This is a genomic window from Yonghaparkia sp. Soil809 (assembly GCF_001429705.1).
GTDB lineage: Bacteria > Actinomycetota > Actinomycetes > Actinomycetales > Microbacteriaceae > Microcella.
The window spans coordinates 252382-268275 of record NZ_LMSV01000002.1 but is presented as its reverse complement, the minus strand read 5'-3'; the positions used below and the strand labels follow the sequence as shown (position 1 = coordinate 268275).

The window sequence follows — 15894 nt, the reverse complement described above, 5'->3', positions numbered from 1 at the left end:
CCGAGGCCCGCACCGCCCCAGGGGTAGCCTGCGGCCATGGAATGGGTTAACGGCATCCTCGACTGGCTCGGCTCGCCGGAGGGTCGGCGCGTGACCGCGAGCACGATCATCCCCGCGATCGCGATCATCGTCTCCGGCATCATCGCCGGTCTCATCGGTCGCGGTTCGACCAAGCGCGTGATCGCGCAGTACAACCGCGACGCCCTCACCGCCGCGGTGCAGGCGCTCGTGCTCGCCGGCCGCAAGGCCGCCGGCTGGAACGCGATCGGCACGATCGAGCGCGTGCAGGTCGACCACCTCATCGGCGAGGCCGAGACGCGCATCCGCCTGCTCCCGGTGCCCGGCGCTGCGCTCGCCGCGAACTGGGCCGCCCACCAGCTGGAGGACATGAAGCGGAACTCCGCCGGCTTCTCCTTCCAGGCCCAGCAGACCCTCGCCGAGTACCGCGACCGCCTCATCGCGTGGAGCGAGAAGCCCCGCCAGGCGAAGAAGCTCTTCGGCGCCGACCTCGAGCGCTGGAAGTACGAGGCCGACCCGGCCGAGCAGCAGCTCGTCGCCGATCAGGCGCGCTGGGAGGCCGAGCGGACGCCCGAGCGCGAGACCGCCGCCGTGACACCGGTCGTCTCGACGACCGCGGCACCCCCGGCGAGCGACGCGGCGACCGCGGTGGGCCCCATGTCGCACGACGAGCCCCCCGTCACTCCCCCCAACGCCGGAACGCCCCTCGTCGTCTCGACGCCGTTCGCCCCGCGGCTCACCACCACGACCTCGAGCCCCGGCGGCGAGATCGACGCGCGCGAGAGCGACCCGGTGCCGACGCAGGCGTTCGTCGTCGAGCGTCGCAGCGGCGAGAGCCCGTCGGCTCCGGGGGACGACGGCGCGCCGCCGCCCATGCCCGCGCAGAACGTCCGCGACCGGATCGACCCGCAGGACGAGAACTAGCGCTCAGCGATTCCCCGAGGCGCCCGTCGGCTCAGCCGACGGGCGCCTCCTCGCTCGCGGGGGACGCGCCGTCGTGGGTCGCCGCGTAGGCGCGGCGCGACCACATCGACACGTGGTGGTGCATCTCGGCGATGAGCGGCTCGTGCTCGGGCTTCATGAGCACGCTGCGCATGATGCGGCCGGTCGGCGCGTCGACCTCGAGGTCGATGCCGCGGGCGCGCAGCTGCTCGGGCTTCACGACGTAGGTTGCGAGGTGCGTCTGCTGCGGGCGCGTCGTGTCGGCCGCCATCTCGAAGATCGCGTGGCTCGTGCGGTCGAGCTCGGCCATCGACCGGACGCGCGGCAGGTAGGTGATGATGTCGATCTCCGGCCGCTGGTACGGCTGCAGGATGTCCGACTCCTCGATGAGCGCGTGCCACTGCTGCGCCGCGCGGTAGCCGGGCAGCACGATGCCGCCGAGCCCCTCCTTCGTGAGCGGGAAGACCCGCAGCGTCGCCCACAGCGCCGCCGCGCTCGCCCCCGCGCGCGAGCACTCCAGCTGGATCTCGCCGAAGTGCCGCTCGGTGCTCGCGAAGTACGTGTAGGGCGACTCGTGGTGGTAGTACCGAAGGATCGACTGGTCGTTGAACAGCACCGCGCCGCAGCCGTAGGGCTGCAGGCCGTGCTTGTGCGGGTCGACGACGACCGAGTCCGCGTCCTTGATCGCGCGGAAGTGGCGCGCGGTCTCCGGGGCGAGCTCGTCGGCGATGATCGCGAAGAACCCGCCGTAGGCGGTGTCGACGTGGATGCGCGCGCCGTACCGCCGCGCGAGCGGGATGATGTCGGCGAGCGGGTCCACCGCGCCGAGGCCCGTCGTGCCGAGGGTCGCGACGACGACGCCGATGCGCCCGGTCGCGAGCTCGCGCTCGAGCGCCTCGAGCTCCATCCGGCCCGCGGCGTCGGTCGGGATGCCCACGGTGTCGATGCCGAGCACCTCGCCCATCCGGGAGTGCGTGTAGTGAGCATCCGCCGAATGGGCGATCGCCTTGCCCGGCGCGATCTCGCGGCTGATCCAGAGCGCCTCGAGGTTCGCGGTCGTGCCGCTCCAGGTGAGGTGGCCCATGTACTCGGCCGGGTAGTCGAACATCGCCGCGAGCTGGTCGAGCACCTCGTGCTCCATCGCGGTCGTCGCGCGGCTCGCGTCGATCGAGTGGTTGTTGGGGTTGAGCTGCATCGTCGCGAGGTACGCGGCGGTCGCGACGGGGTGCGGGGGCTTGAGCATCTGGCCCGCGTACTGCGGGTGGAAGTAGGGGAAGTTGTCGTCGAGGCGCTCGATGAGCTCGCCCAGGACGGCGTGCACCTTCTCCGGGTCGGCGTGGGTCGAGGGATGCTGGTCCCAGCTCCCGTAGGTCGCCTTCAGACCGTCGATGCCGGTCATCACCTGCGGCAGCAGCTCGTTCAGATCGACGGGACGCTTCGCGCTCACGACCGCACTCCTTCGTGTGGATGGGTTACCGGCTCGGCCTGGTGGGCCTGCCCGGTCGGTGCCCTCGAGTCTACGGAGGAACGGCGGCCGTTCGGTAGCGAACAATACGCCGCGCCCCCGGCAGGACTCGAACCTGCAACCACCGGATTAGAAGGCCGATGCTCTATCCATTGAGCTACGAGGGCTGATGGCCTCCAGGCTATCGGAGGCGCCCATCACCGGCGCCGAAGTGGCATGATGTGCTGTCGCTCCTCTCGTCCGTTCGGAGAACCGTGTCGCACCCGCAGCACCCGCAGCACCCCCCGCTCCCCGCCTCCGTCCCCACGGCCGACCGCCGCGCGGCACCCGCGACGCCGCTCGGCCGATGGCTGCTGCACGACACGGTGCAGCCCCCCGGCCCGGAGGCGCCGACGTCGACGAGCGAGACGCACTCGTGGTGGAAGGTCATGTGCCTGACGGGGGTGGACTACTTCTCCACGCTCTCCTACCTCCCCGGCATCGCGGCGCTCGCGGCCGGCGCGCTCTCGCCGCTCGCGACCCTGCTGATCGTGCTGCTGACCCTCCTGGGCATGCTCCCCATGTACCGCCGGGTCGCGGAGGAGAGCCCGAACGGGCAGGGCTCCGTCGCGATGCTCGAGAAGCTGCTCCCCTTCTGGCGCGGCAAGTTCTTCGTGCTCGCGCTGCTGGGGTTCGTCGCGACCTCCTGGATCATCACCATCACGCTCTCGTCGGCGGATGCGACGGTGCACCTCCTGGAGAACCCGGCCGTCCCCGAGGCGTGGCGCGGCGCCGCCGTGCCGATCACGATCGTGCTGCTGCTGATCCTCGGCGGAGTGTTCCTCCTGGGGTTCCGCGAGGCCGTGATCGTGGCCATCCCCGTCGTGGCCGTGTTCCTGCTCGTCAACGCCGTCGTCATCGCAGCGGGTCTGCAGCAGGTCGTCCTCGAGCCCCGCTTCGGGGAGCTCTGGGCGGCGTCGCTGGCGATCTCCGACGGCTGGAGCGACGTGGCCCTGCCCGCGCTGCTCGCCTTCCCTCTCCTCGTCCTCGGGCTGTCGGGGTTCGAGACGGGTGTGAGCATGATGCCGCTCGTCTCCGCCGAGGGCGCGAACGCCGATCACCGTCGTCGGGCGAGGATCCGCAACACCCGCAAGCTGCTCACGGCCGCGGCCGTCATCATGAGCGCCTACCTCATCACCTCGAGCATCGTCACGACCCTCCTGATCCCCGCCGAGGAGTTCCAGGCGGGCGGCGAGGCGAACGGCCGCGCTCTCGCCTACCTCGCCCACGACCTGCTCGGCGAGGGCTTCGGGACGGTCTACGACATCTCGAGCATCGTGATCCTCTGGTTCGCGGGCGCCTCGGCGATGGCGGGCCTGATCAACATCGTGCCGCGCTACCTGCCCGCCTACGGCATGGCTCCGGAGTGGAGCCGCGCCGTCCGGCCCGTCGTGATCATCTACACGCTGATCAGCATCGCGCTGACGATCGGATTCGGCGCGGACGTGGACGCGCAGGCCGGCGCCTACGCGACCGGGATCCTCGCGATGATGGTCTCCGGCGCGTTCGCGGTCACGGTCTCCGCCGTCCGTCAGCGTCAGAAGTGGCCGTCGATCGGGTTCGGCGCGCTCACCGCCATCATGTCCTTCGCCCTCGTCGACAACATCGTCGAGAAGCCCGACGGCATCGTGATCTCCGCGTTCTTCATCGGCGGGATCATCGTCGTCTCCCTCGTCTCCCGCGTGACGCGGACGACCGAGCTGCGCGCCGACGCGGTCGCCTTCGACGCGCGCGCGCGCGCGTACGTCGACGAGTCCATCTCCTCCGACGGCAGGCTGACGATCATCGCCAAGAGGCGCCGCAGCGACGTGGGCGACGACTACCGGGAGAAGATCTCCGACCAGCTCGAGCACGGCGCGCTGCCGAGCTCGGCGGACGTGCTCTTCCTCGTGATCGAGATCGTCGACCCCTCGGAGTTCGGCGATCAGCTGATCGTGCGGGGCGTGCAGGTGGACGGGCATCGGATCCTCCGCGCGCAGAGCCCGGCCGTGCCCAACGCGATCGCCGCGATCCTCCTCGCGCTCCGCGACGGGACGGGCGTCACCCCGCGCATCTACTTCGACTGGTCGGAGGGGAACCCGCTGCGCCACCTGCTGGAGTACCTCGTGCTCGGCCGCGGCGACACCGCCCCCGTGGTCCGGGAGATCCTCCGGGAGATCGAATCCGACCCCGCTCGCAGGCCCCGGGTCCACGTCGGCTGACGCGGGCCGCGCGAGGTCAGTCCGCGGCCTGCGCGAGCGCCGTCAGCAGCCGCGGGAGCGTCGGCACGCCGGCGGCGCGCACGACCTCGGTGCCGTCCGCGCGGCGGATGACCGTGGTCGGCGTGCTCGTGATGCCGAGCTCCTCGGCGCGCTCGGCGTGGGCCGCGACATCCCGCTCCTCCACGACGAGCGCGGGCACGAGCCGCTGCGCCTCGGCGACGACCTCGCGGGCACGGTGGCAGGGGTCGCAGAAGGCGGAGGTGTAGAGCTCGAGCAGCACCCGCCCAGCGTAGGCCGTCGGAGCTGACGGCTAGACTCCGGGGGTGAGCGCTGCGACTGACCGACTCGTCTGGATCGACTGCGAGATGACGGGTCTCGATCTGTCGAAGGACGAGCTCGTCGAGGTCGCCGTCGTCATCACCGACTACGAGCTGGAGCCCGTGCATCCGGGCTTCGCCGTCGTCATCAGGCCGTCGGAGACCGCGCTGGTCGGCATGGGCGACTTCGTGCGGCAGATGCACGAGTCGTCGGGCCTGCTGGCCGAGCTCGAGCACGGCGTGAGCCTCGAGGAGGCGGAGGCGGCCGTGCTCGCCTACATCGCCGAGCACGTGCCGACAGCCGGGCAGGCGCCGCTCGCCGGCAACACCATCGGCACCGACCGCGCGTTCCTCGCCCGCGACATGCCCCGCGTCGACGCGCACCTGCACTACCGCTCGGTCGACGTCTCGAGCATCAAGGAGCTCGTGCGCCGCTGGTTCCCGCGCGTGTACTTCAACGCTCCGGCGAAGAACGGCGGCCACCGCGCGCTCGCCGACATCCTGGAGTCGATCCGCGAGCTCGAGTACTACCGGCGCATCGGGTTCACCGCCGAGCCCGGCCCCACGAGCGAGGAGGCCCAGGCGGTCGCCGCGAGCGTCACCGAGCGGTGGGCGCCGCGCCTGGGCTGATCACCCGCCGCTGCGCTCGTCCGCATGGCGCGCGCAGGGCCCCGCCTGTATTAGCATTGACCGGTCGCGCCTCGGCGTCGACGCCTGGTGGGTATAGCTCAGTCGGTAGAGCACCTGGTTGTGGTCCAGGGGGCCGCGGGTTCAAGTCCCGTTACTCACCCCAGCTCGAGGCCCCGGTTCCGCAGTGCGGACCGGGGCCTCGTCTATTCGCGCCGAACGTCGCCGGGCGACTGGTCGGGCCGCCAGCCCCGCCAGACGGGGTGCCGAAGCCGCCCCCTGGATGTCCACTCCGTGAACGCGACCTCGCCGACGAGCTCCGGGCGCAGCCACACCGCATCGGCCGCATCCGCCTCCGGGATGCCCGTGAACGGGCACCGCGAGGTCTCGAGCGCCCGCAGGCGGTCCCGCAACGTCTCGAGCTCGCGCTCGCCGAACCCCGAGCCGACCTTCCCCGCGTACGCGAGGCCACGGCCCTGCGGCACCCCCACGAGCAGCGACCCGATGCCGTCGGCCCGCCGGCCGGACCCCGGCCGCCACCCGCCGACGACGACCGACTGCGTACGGACGTGCGTGAGCTTGATCCACGCGCTCGATCGGCGGCCGGGTCGGTACGGGCTGTCGCGCCGCTTGGCCATGACCCCTTCGAGGTCGAGCTCGCGGCTCGTGGTCAGGGCGTCGCCGAGGTCGCCGTCGAACGCGGGCGGGACGAGCACCGGGCCCTGCTCCGTGACGAGGGAGGCGAGCAGCTCGCGGCGGGCGTCGTAGTCGAGCCCCGTGGCATCCGCCCCGCCGGCGAGCAGGACGTCGAAGAGCATGATCCGCACGGGGACGGCGGAGGCGAGCGCGGCGATCTCACGCGGCCTCGAGAGGCCCATGCGGCGCTGCAGGAGCCCGAAGTCGGGGCGGCCGCGGTCGTCGAGGGCGACGATCTCGCCGTCGAGGACGACCGGGCCGGCGGCGCGCACGGAGCCCTCGACGAGATCGGCGAGCGCCGCGAGCTCGGGGTAGGCGGGGGTCAGGTCGACGCCGTTTCGGCTGCGCAGCCCGAGAGCTCCCTCGTCGAGGCCGGCGAGGGCGCGGATGCCGTCCCACTTCATCTCGAACGCCCACGCGGCGGGCTCGGCGATGTCGGAGACCTGCCCCGCGGTCGCGAGCATGGGGGCGAGGGAGGCACCCGCGGCGTCGCGTGCGGGGGCGGCTCGCGCGCTGCCGCGGAGGATGCGGCGGCCGGTGCGCTCGCTCAGCCGGGAGGACGCCGCCGGGGCCGACGGAGAGGACGTCGACGAGCGCCCGTCGTCCATGAGGTGCATGATCCACTGCGCGCGGCCCGGCCCCGCGACGCCCGCGGGCGCACGATCGCCCGTGCGGATGAGGGCGTACCGGTGCGAGCCGCGCTTCCCGTGGAGCGTCGCGATGACCTCCTCGCCATCGCGCCACTTCTCGAGCTCGTACGTCCCGGAGTCCCAGATCGTCATCTCCCCCGCGCCGTACTCACCGGCGGGGATGGTCCCCTCGAAGTCGAGGTACTCGATCGGGTGGTCCTCGGTCGGCACGGCAAGGCGGTTCACGGCCGGGTCGTCGGGCACGCCCTTCGGCACCGCCCAGCTGACGAGCACGCCGTCGCGCTCGAGCCGCACGTCGAAGTGGAGACGTCGGGCGCGGTGCTCCTGGATGACGAAGCGGCGCCCGTCGGTCGGCGGCGGAACCGGCTCGGGCACGGGCTCGGGCGTGCGCCGGGCATCCCGCATCGACCGATAGGCCGCGAGGCGGTCGTCCTCCTCGTCGTCGTCGGTGTACGCCTCCTCGAGCGGCGCGAGCAGGTCGCCGCGCTTCCGCACGCGCCGCATGACCTCCTGGTGGTCGAGGTGCGCGAGGGTCGGCGACGACAGCTCGCGCCACGTGCGCGGCACGGCGACCATGGGCCGCGAGCGCCCGCGCAGCGAGTACGGCGCGACGGTCGTCTTCGCTGCGCTGTTCTGGCTCCAGTCGACGAGCACGCGCCCCTCGCGCTTCGACTTCTTCATGTCGCTCACGATGAGCTCGGGGTGGTCGGCCTCGAGCGCCCGCGCCAGCTCATGCGCGACGGCCGAGATCTCGTCGGAGGACTGCGTGCCGTCGAGGGCGCTGTAGAGGTGGATGCCCTTGCTCCCGCTCGTCACGGGCAGCGGGTCGAGCCCGACGTCCTTCAGGATGCTCCGCGCGAGCCGCGCGACCTCGGCGCACTCGAGCAGGCCGACGCCGGGCCCCGGGTCGAGATCGAGCACGAGCCGGTCGGGGCGCTTGGGCTTCCCGGCCCGCCCGATGCGCCACTGCGGCACGTGGATCTCGAGCGACCCGATCTGCGCGAGCCACGCGAGCGTCGCGGCGTCGTTGACGAGCGGGTAGGTGTTGACGTGGTCGGCGTGCGGGATCTCGGCGCGCTCGACCCACTGCGGCGTCGAGGCGTCGAGATTCTTCTGGAAGAAGACCTGACCAGGGTGCTCGGCCGTGCCCACGCCGTCGACCCAGCGCTTGCGCGTCGCGGGTCGGTTCCGCACGTGCGGCAGCATCACGGGCGCGACTGCCGCGTAGTACGCGAGCACGTCGGCTTTGGTCGTGCCGGTCTCGGGGTACATGACCTTATCGAGGCTCGTGAGCCTCAGCTCGCGGCCCTCGATGGTCACGCGGGTGTCGGAGCTCGCCATGCGGACCAGCCTCCGGCGGGGCATCCGCGCCCGCCACCCCTTTGCGCAAGGGGGTTGGTATGTGCTCGCGGCGCGCGCACGCTGGGAGCATGCGATCGATCTGGAAGGGCGCGATCACGTTCGGGCTCGTCAACGTGCCCGTGAAGGTCTACAGCGCCACCGAGGACCACGACCTGCCGCTGCACCAGGTGCACGACGCCGACGGCGGGCGCATCCGCTACCAGCGGCGGTGCGAGGTGTGCAGCAAGGTCGTGAGCTACAGCGACATCGACAAGGCCTACGACGACGGCGAGCGCACGGTCGTGCTGACGGACGACGACCTCGCGACGCTCCCGAGCGAGCGCAGCAAGGAGATCGACGTCGTCGAGTTCGTGCCGACGAAGCAGATCGACCCGATCATGCTCGACCGCAGCTACTTCCTCGAGCCCGACGGCTCGTCGCCGAAGGCGTACGTGCTGCTGCGGCGCACGCTCGAGGAGGCCGATCGGACGGCGCTCGTGCTCTTCTCGCTCCGGCAGAAGACCCGTCTCGCGGCGCTGCGCGTGCGCGGCGACGTGCTGATGCTGCAGACGCTGCTGTGGGACGACGAGGTGCGCGAGGCCCGGTTCCCGTCGCTGGATGCGGCGGTGCGGATCAGCGCGAAGGAGCTGCAGATGAGCCGCTCGCTCGTCGAGTCGTTCGCCTCCGACTTCGCGCCCGAGCAGTTCAGCGACGCGTATCAGGACGAGCTGCGGACGCTCGTCGAGGCGAAGCTCGCGCAGGGCGACGCGCTGTCGACGGAGGAGACGTTCGGCGGGACCGCGGACGAGGAGGACCCCGGAGGCGAGGTGCTGAGTCTCATGGACGCGCTGACGCGCAGCATCGAGGCGAACCGGGCGAAGAAGAAGAACGGCGTGGCGGCGAAGAAGGCGGCGGCGCCCTCGACGAGCGCTGGGAGGGGCTCGTCCACGAGCGCGACGAAGAGCTCGGCGAAGAGCTCGACCAAGGCTCCACCGAAGAAGAAGGCCGCGCCTCGGAAGAAGTCGGCCTGACCTTCTCGCTATCGGCCTTCGGCCAGGTCTAGAGTGACGCTCATGATGCTCTGGCGCTCGTTCGACCCCGGCTTCGACCCGGGCGGCGATGGAGGGTTCCCCGACCCCGGCATGCCCGGCTTCCCGGTCGAACCGGGAGTCGTCGCGGTCTCCGGCGCGGCCGGTCTGTTCGGCGTGCTCTTCTCTCTCGCCTTCGTCGCCGCGATCGCATTCGGCATCTACCGCATGGTCATCGCGCACCAGGCCTCGCAGAGGCTCGGTCTCGGCGCCACCGGCACCTTCCTCGCGGTGACCGACGAGAACGCGGCGACCGCGTTCGTCGCGAGCGCCGCGGTGAAGGACGCGGTCGACCGACGCGGCGCATCCGGCACCCTCGAGTCGGACGAGACCGACGCGCCTCCGGCGACCGATGTCGCCTCCCGGCTGCGCGCGCTCGCCGTGGCGCGCGACGAGGGCCTGGTCTCCGATGAGGAGTACACGCGGGCTCGCGAGCAGATCCTCGCCGAGGCCTGAGCGGAGCATCCGCGCGGCGACGCCTGTCAGGGCGGTGCGGGAGAATGGCTGCATGGTCGCCCTCCCCGCCGTCCCGCTCGTCGACGAATCCGTCGACGTCGAGCGGCGCGAGCTCCACGCGAGCGAGGTGCCGTGGATCACGATCGTCTGGAACGACCCCGTCAACCTCATGAGCTACGTCGCGTGGGTCTTCCGCCGCCATTTCGGCATGGATGCCCCCACCGCCGAGCAGCGGATGATGCAGGTGCACACCGAGGGCCGCGCCGTCGTCGCCGAGGGCAATCGCGAGGCGATGGAGCGGCACGTCGAGGCCATGCACGAGTACGGGCTCTGGGCGACGCTCGAGCGGGCACCGCGATGAGGGGCTTCGTAGTCGTCGACGGCGGCGTCGAGGCCGCGCTCGAACCGGAGGAGGCGCGGATCCTCGCCTCGCTCGCCGCGCAGCTGTCGTCCCTCCTCGGCGAGGCCGCCGACGACGAAGCGCTGTCCGACGCCGACCCGGCGGTAGCCCGACTGCTGCCCGACGCCTACCGCGACGACGAGGAGGCCGCCGCAGAGTGGCGCCGACTCAGCCGTCGCGCCCTCGCCGAGCGCAAGGGCGCGTTCGCCTCGCGGTTCGCGGCCGACCTCGCCGACGCGGCGGCCGCGTCTCAGACGACGCGCATCCGCCTCGATGAAGCCGGCGCGATCGATTGGATGCGGGCGATCGGCGACCTGCGCCTCGTGCTCGCCGAGCGCATGGAGGTCGGTGACGACCGCGAGGGCATGAGCGACCTCTACGACTGGCTCGCGTGGATGCAGGACGACCTCGTGCGCGTGCTCGCCCTCGCCGAGGAGCGCGGCGCGTGACCGACGACGACGCCCGCCCGCCGCTCGACCGCCCGCCGCTCGACCGCCCGCCGCTCGACCTCGACGCCGAGACCTTCGAGGCCCTCGTCGTCGGCGAGCTCGACGACCTCCCGGACGACATGGTCGACGGCCTCGAGAACCTCGTCTTCGTGGTCGAGGACCGCCCGGAGGACGGCTCGCTCGATCTCCTCGGCGAGTACCAGGGCGTCGCGCTCACCGACCGCGGGCAGTACGGCTTCGGCGAGCTCCCCGACCGCATCGTGCTCTTCCGCGAGCCGCTGCTCGCGATCGCCGCGGGCGACCTGGAGGAGCTCAAGGAGCAGATCCACATCACGCTCGTGCACGAGATCGCGCACTTCTACGGGATCGACGACGACGAGCTGCACCGACTCGGCTGGGGCTGATCGCCGCGCCCGGCGCGCCCCCTCCCGGCACCCCATCGACCCGCCTACCCTGACCGCATGGAACCGGCGAGGCGCGTCGCGCGCACCATCAGCAGCCTCTTCGCGCTCCTGCTCGTGATCGCGACCGTGTACGCGGCGGGCGCGCTGCTGAGCCCCATCCCACCGCTCACGCCCGTCGAGCGGGAGTTCGACACGACCGCGCTCGACGAGGGCGCCGCCTCGATCGTGCTGCCCGAGACCGGCGCGACGGCGGTCGCGCTGCCCGAGGGCGAGCCGATCACGGGCGGCACCGCCGACCCCCTCCCGATCGCGGGCATCGCCAAGCTCGTGCTCGCCCTCATCGCGATCGAGGAGGCCGAGCTCGAGCCCGGGCGCACGGGGCCCGTCATCACCATCGACCAGGACGACCTGCAGCGGCAGCGGGGGCTGCAGGCCAGCGGCATCCGGGTCGTCCCCGTCGCCCTCGCCGAGAGCTGGACGGTGCGCGACCTGCTCATCGCGACCGTCATCGGATCGGGCAACAACACCGCCGAGCTGCTGGCCGAGGCCGTCTTCGGCAGCACGGACGCCTACGTCGAGAGGGCATCCGCCTGGCTGACCGAGAACGGGATGCCCGACACCGTGATCGTCGACGCGACGGGCCTGAACCGCGCCACCGTCGCCCCCGTGCGCGATCTCGGGGTGCTCGCGCAGCTCACGGCGGCCGACCCCGTGCTCGTGGACCTCCTGCGCGAGCGGCCGCTCACCGCCGGCGGCGCCCGCTTCGACGACAATGCCGCCGTCGCCCCCTCGCTCGGAGCTCTCGGAGCGACGAACAGCTACACCGACGCCGCGGGCGTGTGCGTCGTCATGCTCGTCCCGGTCGGCGAGGTGCTCGTCGGCGCCGTCATGATCGGCCAGCCCGGCTACGACGCCGCGAACGCGGCTCTGCAGACGCTCGTGCCGTCCATCCAGGCCGGCGTGCGGCCGCTCGCCGTCGTCGAGGTCGGCGACGTCGTCGGCGAGCTGACCTCCGACTGGGGGCGCACGGTCGACCTCCTCGCCGTCGAGCCGGCGACCGTGCTCGCGTTCGACGCGAGCGACGTCGAGACGCGCCTCGTGCTCGACGAGCGGCGCACGGTGCTGCGCGGCCAGAGCGTCGGCCGGCTCGAGATCGAGACGCCCGGCGGCACGCAGTCGGTGCGCGTCGAGACCACCGGGGCGATCGCCGAGCCGGGCATCGCGTGGCGCTTCGCCGACCCGCTCACGGTGCTCGACCGCTGGCTCGACTAGGAGCCGCCGCCGTCGACGACCTCGTCGGCGCAGCCGTGCGGGTCGTGCAGTCGCGCGTGCCACTCCTCCTGGCGCGCCCAGCGCTCCCACTCGCGCTCGAAGGTCTCGCCGTCGCGCGCGATCGCGCGGGCGCGCCGCTCGGGGTCGGGCAGCTGGATCCACACGCCGTGGTGGGCGAGCGATCGCGACGCGGGGCTCAGCGCACCGCAGCCCTCGACGACGAGCGGGAGGGCCGCATCCACCGCTCGCCACTCGCCCGGGCGCCCGAGCGCCCAGTCCCATGTGCGGTAGCGGCCGTCGCGGCCCTGGGCGAGCGGGGCGAGCACGTGGGCGATGACGTGCGCCTCCGCGGCCTCCAGGCCGTCCCACCCGGGGTAGACCTCGTCGAGGCTCAGCAGCCGCGCGCCGGAGCGCTCGGCGAGCGCCGTCGCCCAGGTCGTCTTGCCGGAGCCCGAGCGCCCGTCGACGAGCGTCACGCGCGGCCGGTCAGTCGACGATCGCATTGAACTCCCCCGTCTGGAGGGCGGCGACGAGCGCGGCGACGGAGACGAGCACGCCCACGAGCACGGCGGCGGAGTCGACGCCGCGCCAGGGCGAGGCGCGCAGCCAGGTGCGACGGATGCGCGCGCCGAAGCCGCGGGCCTCCATCGCGATCGCGAGGCTCGACCCGCGGCGGATCGCGAGGACGAGCAGCGACAGCACGAGCCCCGCCGCGCGGCGGATCGCCCCGCGGTCGCCGACCCCGCGCGCGCGGCGGGCCCGCTCGAGCATGCGCGCGTCGTCGCGGAGGAGGGTGACCAGGCGCAGGGCGGCGACGGCGCCGAGCACGAAGCGGGCGGGCAGACGCAGGTTCTGGCTGAGGGCGTCGCCGAGGCGCGTCGCGTCGGGCCGCGCGAACAGGGCGATGGCGGGGATGCCGATGGCGAGCACCCGCAGGAACGTGGCGGCCGCGAGCTCGATCGAGTTGTCGCTGATGCGCACGAGCAGGAGCTCCGCGTAGACGCGGCCGCCCTCCTCGCCGTAGAGCAGGAGCGTGAGCGCCGTGAGCGGCGCGGCGATCAGCACGGGTGCCAGGCGCAGCAGGAGCAGGCGCGGCGCGACGCCCAGCAGCGGCAGCAGGGCGAGCTGCAGGGCGAGCGCGACGCCCGCCGAGACGACGTCGAGGGTGACGATGAGCATGAGCGCCGGCAGAAGGGTCGCGGCGATCGCCGCGACGGGGTTGAGCCGCTCGACCAGCGGGGCGCGCGGTCGCCGCGGTGCCTCTCCGTCGTCTGTCGGTCGTTCGTTGCGGGAGCCGGTGGACTCGCCCGCAACGACTGACCGATAGACGCCGCCGGTGGCAGTGATGGCTGACGCGGCCGCGGGCGCGGGCAGCACGACCTCGCGCGCGGTGAGCGCCGCGACGAGCTCGCGGTCGTGCGTCGCCATGACGATCGCGCCGCCGGCGTCGCGGTGCGCCGCGAGCAGGGCCGCGAGCTCGGCCCACGTGCGCGAGTCCTGCCCGAAGCTCGGCTCGTCGAGCACGAGCACGGGCGGTGCGGTCGCGAGAGCCGTCGCGACCGAGAGCCGCCGCTGCTCGCCTCCGCTGAGCGTGAACGGGCTCGAGCCCGCGAGCGCCCGCAGCCGCAGCCGGTCGAGCAGCGGCTCGACGATCGCCGCGACCTCGCCCTCGGAGAGGCCGAGGGCGCGCGGGCCGACCCCGAGCTCCTCGCGCACGGTCGCCGCGATGAACTGGTGCTCGGGGTTCTGGAAGACGACGCCGAGGCGGGCGACGAGGGCGCGCGAGCTCCACGCGGCGGGCGAGCGCTCGTCGACGGGCGGATCGATGCCGCGCAGGGCATCCCCCGCCACGACCTCGCCCGCGGCCGGCTCGAGCAGGCCCGCGAGCGTGAGGGCGAGCGTGGTCTTGCCCGCGCCGTTGACCCCTGTGAGCGCGATGACCTCACCGGCGCGCACCTCGAGGTCGAGCCCCGACTGCACGACCTCGCCGCCGCGGGGCCGCACCGCCACGCCCCGCGCCCGCAGCAGGGTCTCCCCCGGCTCGCGCGACGCCGGCGACGGATGCTCCGGCGCGCGCCCGGGAACCCAGACCCCGCGCGCGGCGAGCCGCTCCCCCTGCGCGCGCATCACGTCGGCGACAGGGCCGTCGGCCACGACCCGCCCCTCCTCGAGCACGATGACGCGATCGACGAGCGGCGCCCACACGTCCACGCGGTGCTCGACGACGAGGAGCGTCATGGAGCGATCGGCGACGAGCTCGGCGACCGCGGCGGCGACCTCGCGGACCCCCGCGGGGTCGAGCTGCGCGGTCGGCTCGTCGAGCACGAGCGCGCCGGGGCGCAGCGCGAGCACGCCCGCGAGCGCGAGCCGCTGCTTCTGCCCGCCCGACAGGCGCGTCGTGTCGGCGTCGAGGGGCAGGTCGAGCCCCACCGCGGCGAGCGCGAGCGGCACGCGGCGGCGGATCTCCTCGACCGGCACGCCCAGGTTCTCGGGGCCGAAGGCGATGTCGTCGCCCGCGCGGGCGAGGACGAGCTGGGCGTCCGGATCCTGCAGGAGCAGCCCCACCCGGCCGCGTGCGTCGGCGGGGTCGCGGCCGTCGACCGTCAGCGCCCCCGCGCGCGTGCCCTCGTCGTCGGCTCCGAGCACGCCCGCGAAGGCCTGCAGCAGGGTCGACTTGCCGCTGCCGGAGGCGCCGAGCAGCAGCACGCGCTCGCCGGGCTCGATCGCGAGATCGAGGCCGTCGAGCACGGGGGCGGCGCGGCCCGCGGGGGTCCAGCTCCAGGCCTCGGCGGCGAGGGACGCCGCTCCCGCGCGCGACGCGAGAGCGGCATCCCCGCCCGGAGGTCGACCGGTGTCAGGAATCGGCACGCGCCGCGTGCTCGCGCCCCGCCGCGAACCGGCTGAGCGCGCCCGTGCGCGCGAGGGCGCGGGTCAGCAGCCACGAGCCGCCGCCCGCGAGGACGGCGCCCGAGATCATCGCGCTCACGGCGTAGAGGACGGCGAACTCGGGGCGCGAGTCGGGGTAGTAGAACGTGAGATCCATGACAGCCATGCCGACGCCCGCGCCGAGACCGGCGAGGAGGGCCGGGACGAGCCCCCACGCGCGGTAGAGCAGGATCGCGAAGACGAGCTCGGCGCCGAGGCCCTGCACGAGACCCCACTGGATCGCCGTCCAGCCCCAGAACCCGCCGAGCAGCGCCGAGGTCGCCGCGGCGACGAGCTCGCCGTAGAGCGCCGCGCCGGGCTTGCGCACGACGAGGCCGACGAGCACGGCCGGGAACAGCCAGACGCCGTACAGGAGCGCCTGCAGGCCCGGCAGGGCCGCCTCGATCGGGGCGGTGATCGGCTGGTAGGTGAGGTTCCAGACGACCATGACGAGGCCGCCGGCGACGCCGAGGACGCTCGCGACGACGATGTCGACGACGCGCCACCGCATCGAGGGGCGCGGTGCGCGCGCCGCGGGGGCGGTCGAGGATGCTGCGGTCGAGACCATGAGGATCGTGCCTTTCGAGAAGGGCGTCATGAGACG

At 73.2% G+C, this 15894-nt stretch carries 15 protein-coding genes and 2 tRNA genes; 10 read left to right on the top strand and 7 right to left on the bottom strand.

From position 1 onward, the window contains the following. The first annotated feature begins 36 nt into the window (after positions 1-36). A complete protein-coding gene (locus ASG83_RS08855; RefSeq protein WP_055860132.1) occupies positions 37-942 on the top strand; it encodes a hypothetical protein in 906 nt (301 codons plus the stop codon). 31 nt (positions 943-973) lie between these two features. Here the strand turns inward: ASG83_RS08855 and ASG83_RS08850 are convergent, their stop codons facing one another. Further along, positions 974-2407 (bottom strand): aminotransferase class V-fold PLP-dependent enzyme, encoded by a 1434-nt coding sequence (locus tag ASG83_RS08850; RefSeq protein ID WP_235460144.1) that lies wholly within the window; start codon positions 2405-2407, stop codon positions 974-976. A 112-nt stretch (positions 2408-2519) separates the two neighbouring features. Next, positions 2520-2592 (bottom strand) — tRNA-Arg (locus ASG83_RS08845). Positions 2593-2679: 87 nt separating this feature from the next. Between ASG83_RS08845 and ASG83_RS08840 the strand changes: the two genes are divergently transcribed. Further along, positions 2680-4665: a hypothetical protein gene (locus tag ASG83_RS08840; protein WP_055860130.1), complete on the top strand. Its 1986-nt coding sequence runs from the start codon at positions 2680-2682 to the stop codon at positions 4663-4665. Positions 4666-4681: 16 nt separating this feature from the next. On the opposite strand, the gene ASG83_RS08835 is transcribed toward ASG83_RS08840, so the two are convergent. Further along, complete coding sequence (locus tag ASG83_RS08835) at positions 4682-4945, bottom strand: thioredoxin family protein (RefSeq protein ID WP_055860127.1); 264 nt, start codon at positions 4943-4945, stop codon at positions 4682-4684. A gap of 43 nt (positions 4946-4988) precedes the next feature. On the opposite strand from ASG83_RS08835, the gene orn reads away from it, so the two are divergent. Beyond that, positions 4989-5612 (top strand): oligoribonuclease, encoded by a 624-nt coding sequence (gene orn, locus ASG83_RS08830; protein WP_082515013.1) that lies wholly within the window; start codon positions 4989-4991, stop codon positions 5610-5612. Between the two features lie 87 nt (positions 5613-5699). Next, positions 5700-5775: transfer RNA gene (locus tag ASG83_RS08825), tRNA-His, on the top strand. A gap of 40 nt (positions 5776-5815) precedes the next feature. Here ASG83_RS08825 and ASG83_RS08820 read toward each other — a convergent pair. Next, positions 5816-8296 carry an ATP-dependent DNA ligase gene (locus ASG83_RS08820; RefSeq protein ID WP_055860125.1) on the bottom strand — a complete coding sequence of 827 codons (2481 nt, stop codon included), beginning with the start codon at positions 8294-8296 and terminating at the stop codon, positions 5816-5818. Between the two features lie 89 nt (positions 8297-8385). On the opposite strand from ASG83_RS08820, the gene ASG83_RS08815 reads away from it, so the two are divergent. The 6 genes from ASG83_RS08815 to ASG83_RS08790 are packed head-to-tail and all read left to right on the top strand — an operon-like array spanning position 8386 to position 12365. After that, on the top strand, positions 8386-9327 hold the full coding sequence (locus ASG83_RS08815) for a Ku protein (RefSeq protein WP_055860123.1): 942 nt from the start codon (positions 8386-8388) through the stop codon (positions 9325-9327). Positions 9328-9369: 42 nt separating this feature from the next. Further along, the gene (locus tag ASG83_RS08810) at positions 9370-9840 is read left to right on the top strand and encodes an SHOCT domain-containing protein (protein ID WP_055860121.1); all 471 of its coding nucleotides are present in this window, start codon (positions 9370-9372) and stop codon (positions 9838-9840) included. A 52-nt stretch (positions 9841-9892) separates the two neighbouring features. Beyond that, a complete protein-coding gene (gene clpS / locus ASG83_RS08805) occupies positions 9893-10201 on the top strand; it encodes an ATP-dependent Clp protease adapter ClpS (protein WP_055860119.1) in 309 nt (102 codons plus the stop codon). Further along, positions 10198-10689: a DUF2017 family protein gene (locus ASG83_RS08800; protein ID WP_055860117.1), complete on the top strand. Its 492-nt coding sequence runs from the start codon at positions 10198-10200 to the stop codon at positions 10687-10689. Before clpS ends, ASG83_RS08800 begins: the two co-directional genes overlap by 4 nt. Next, the gene (locus ASG83_RS08795) at positions 10686-11093 is read left to right on the top strand and encodes a metallopeptidase family protein (protein WP_055860114.1); all 408 of its coding nucleotides are present in this window, start codon (positions 10686-10688) and stop codon (positions 11091-11093) included. Before ASG83_RS08800 ends, ASG83_RS08795 begins: the two co-directional genes overlap by 4 nt. 57 nt (positions 11094-11150) lie before the next feature. Further along, positions 11151-12365 carry a hypothetical protein gene (locus tag ASG83_RS08790; RefSeq protein WP_055860103.1) on the top strand — a complete coding sequence of 405 codons (1215 nt, stop codon included), beginning with the start codon at positions 11151-11153 and terminating at the stop codon, positions 12363-12365. Here ASG83_RS08790 and ASG83_RS08785 read toward each other — a convergent pair. From ASG83_RS08785 to ASG83_RS08775, 3 genes are read right to left on the bottom strand one after another with little or no spacing between them, the layout of a single operon-like run. After that, positions 12362-12868 carry an AAA family ATPase gene (locus ASG83_RS08785; protein ID WP_055860102.1) on the bottom strand — a complete coding sequence of 169 codons (507 nt, stop codon included), beginning with the start codon at positions 12866-12868 and terminating at the stop codon, positions 12362-12364. The two genes, ASG83_RS08790 and ASG83_RS08785, sit on opposite strands and share 4 nt — an antisense overlap. Then, entirely contained in the window at positions 12852-15233 is a 2382-nt protein-coding gene (locus ASG83_RS13355; RefSeq protein WP_055860099.1) for an ATP-binding cassette domain-containing protein, read from the bottom strand. The genes ASG83_RS08785 and ASG83_RS13355 overlap by 17 nt, the downstream gene beginning before the upstream one ends. Continuing rightward, entirely contained in the window at positions 15220-15888 is a 669-nt protein-coding gene (locus ASG83_RS08775; protein WP_235451436.1) for an ECF transporter S component, read from the bottom strand. The genes ASG83_RS13355 and ASG83_RS08775 overlap by 14 nt, the downstream gene beginning before the upstream one ends. Positions 15889-15894: the final 6 nt, after the last annotated feature.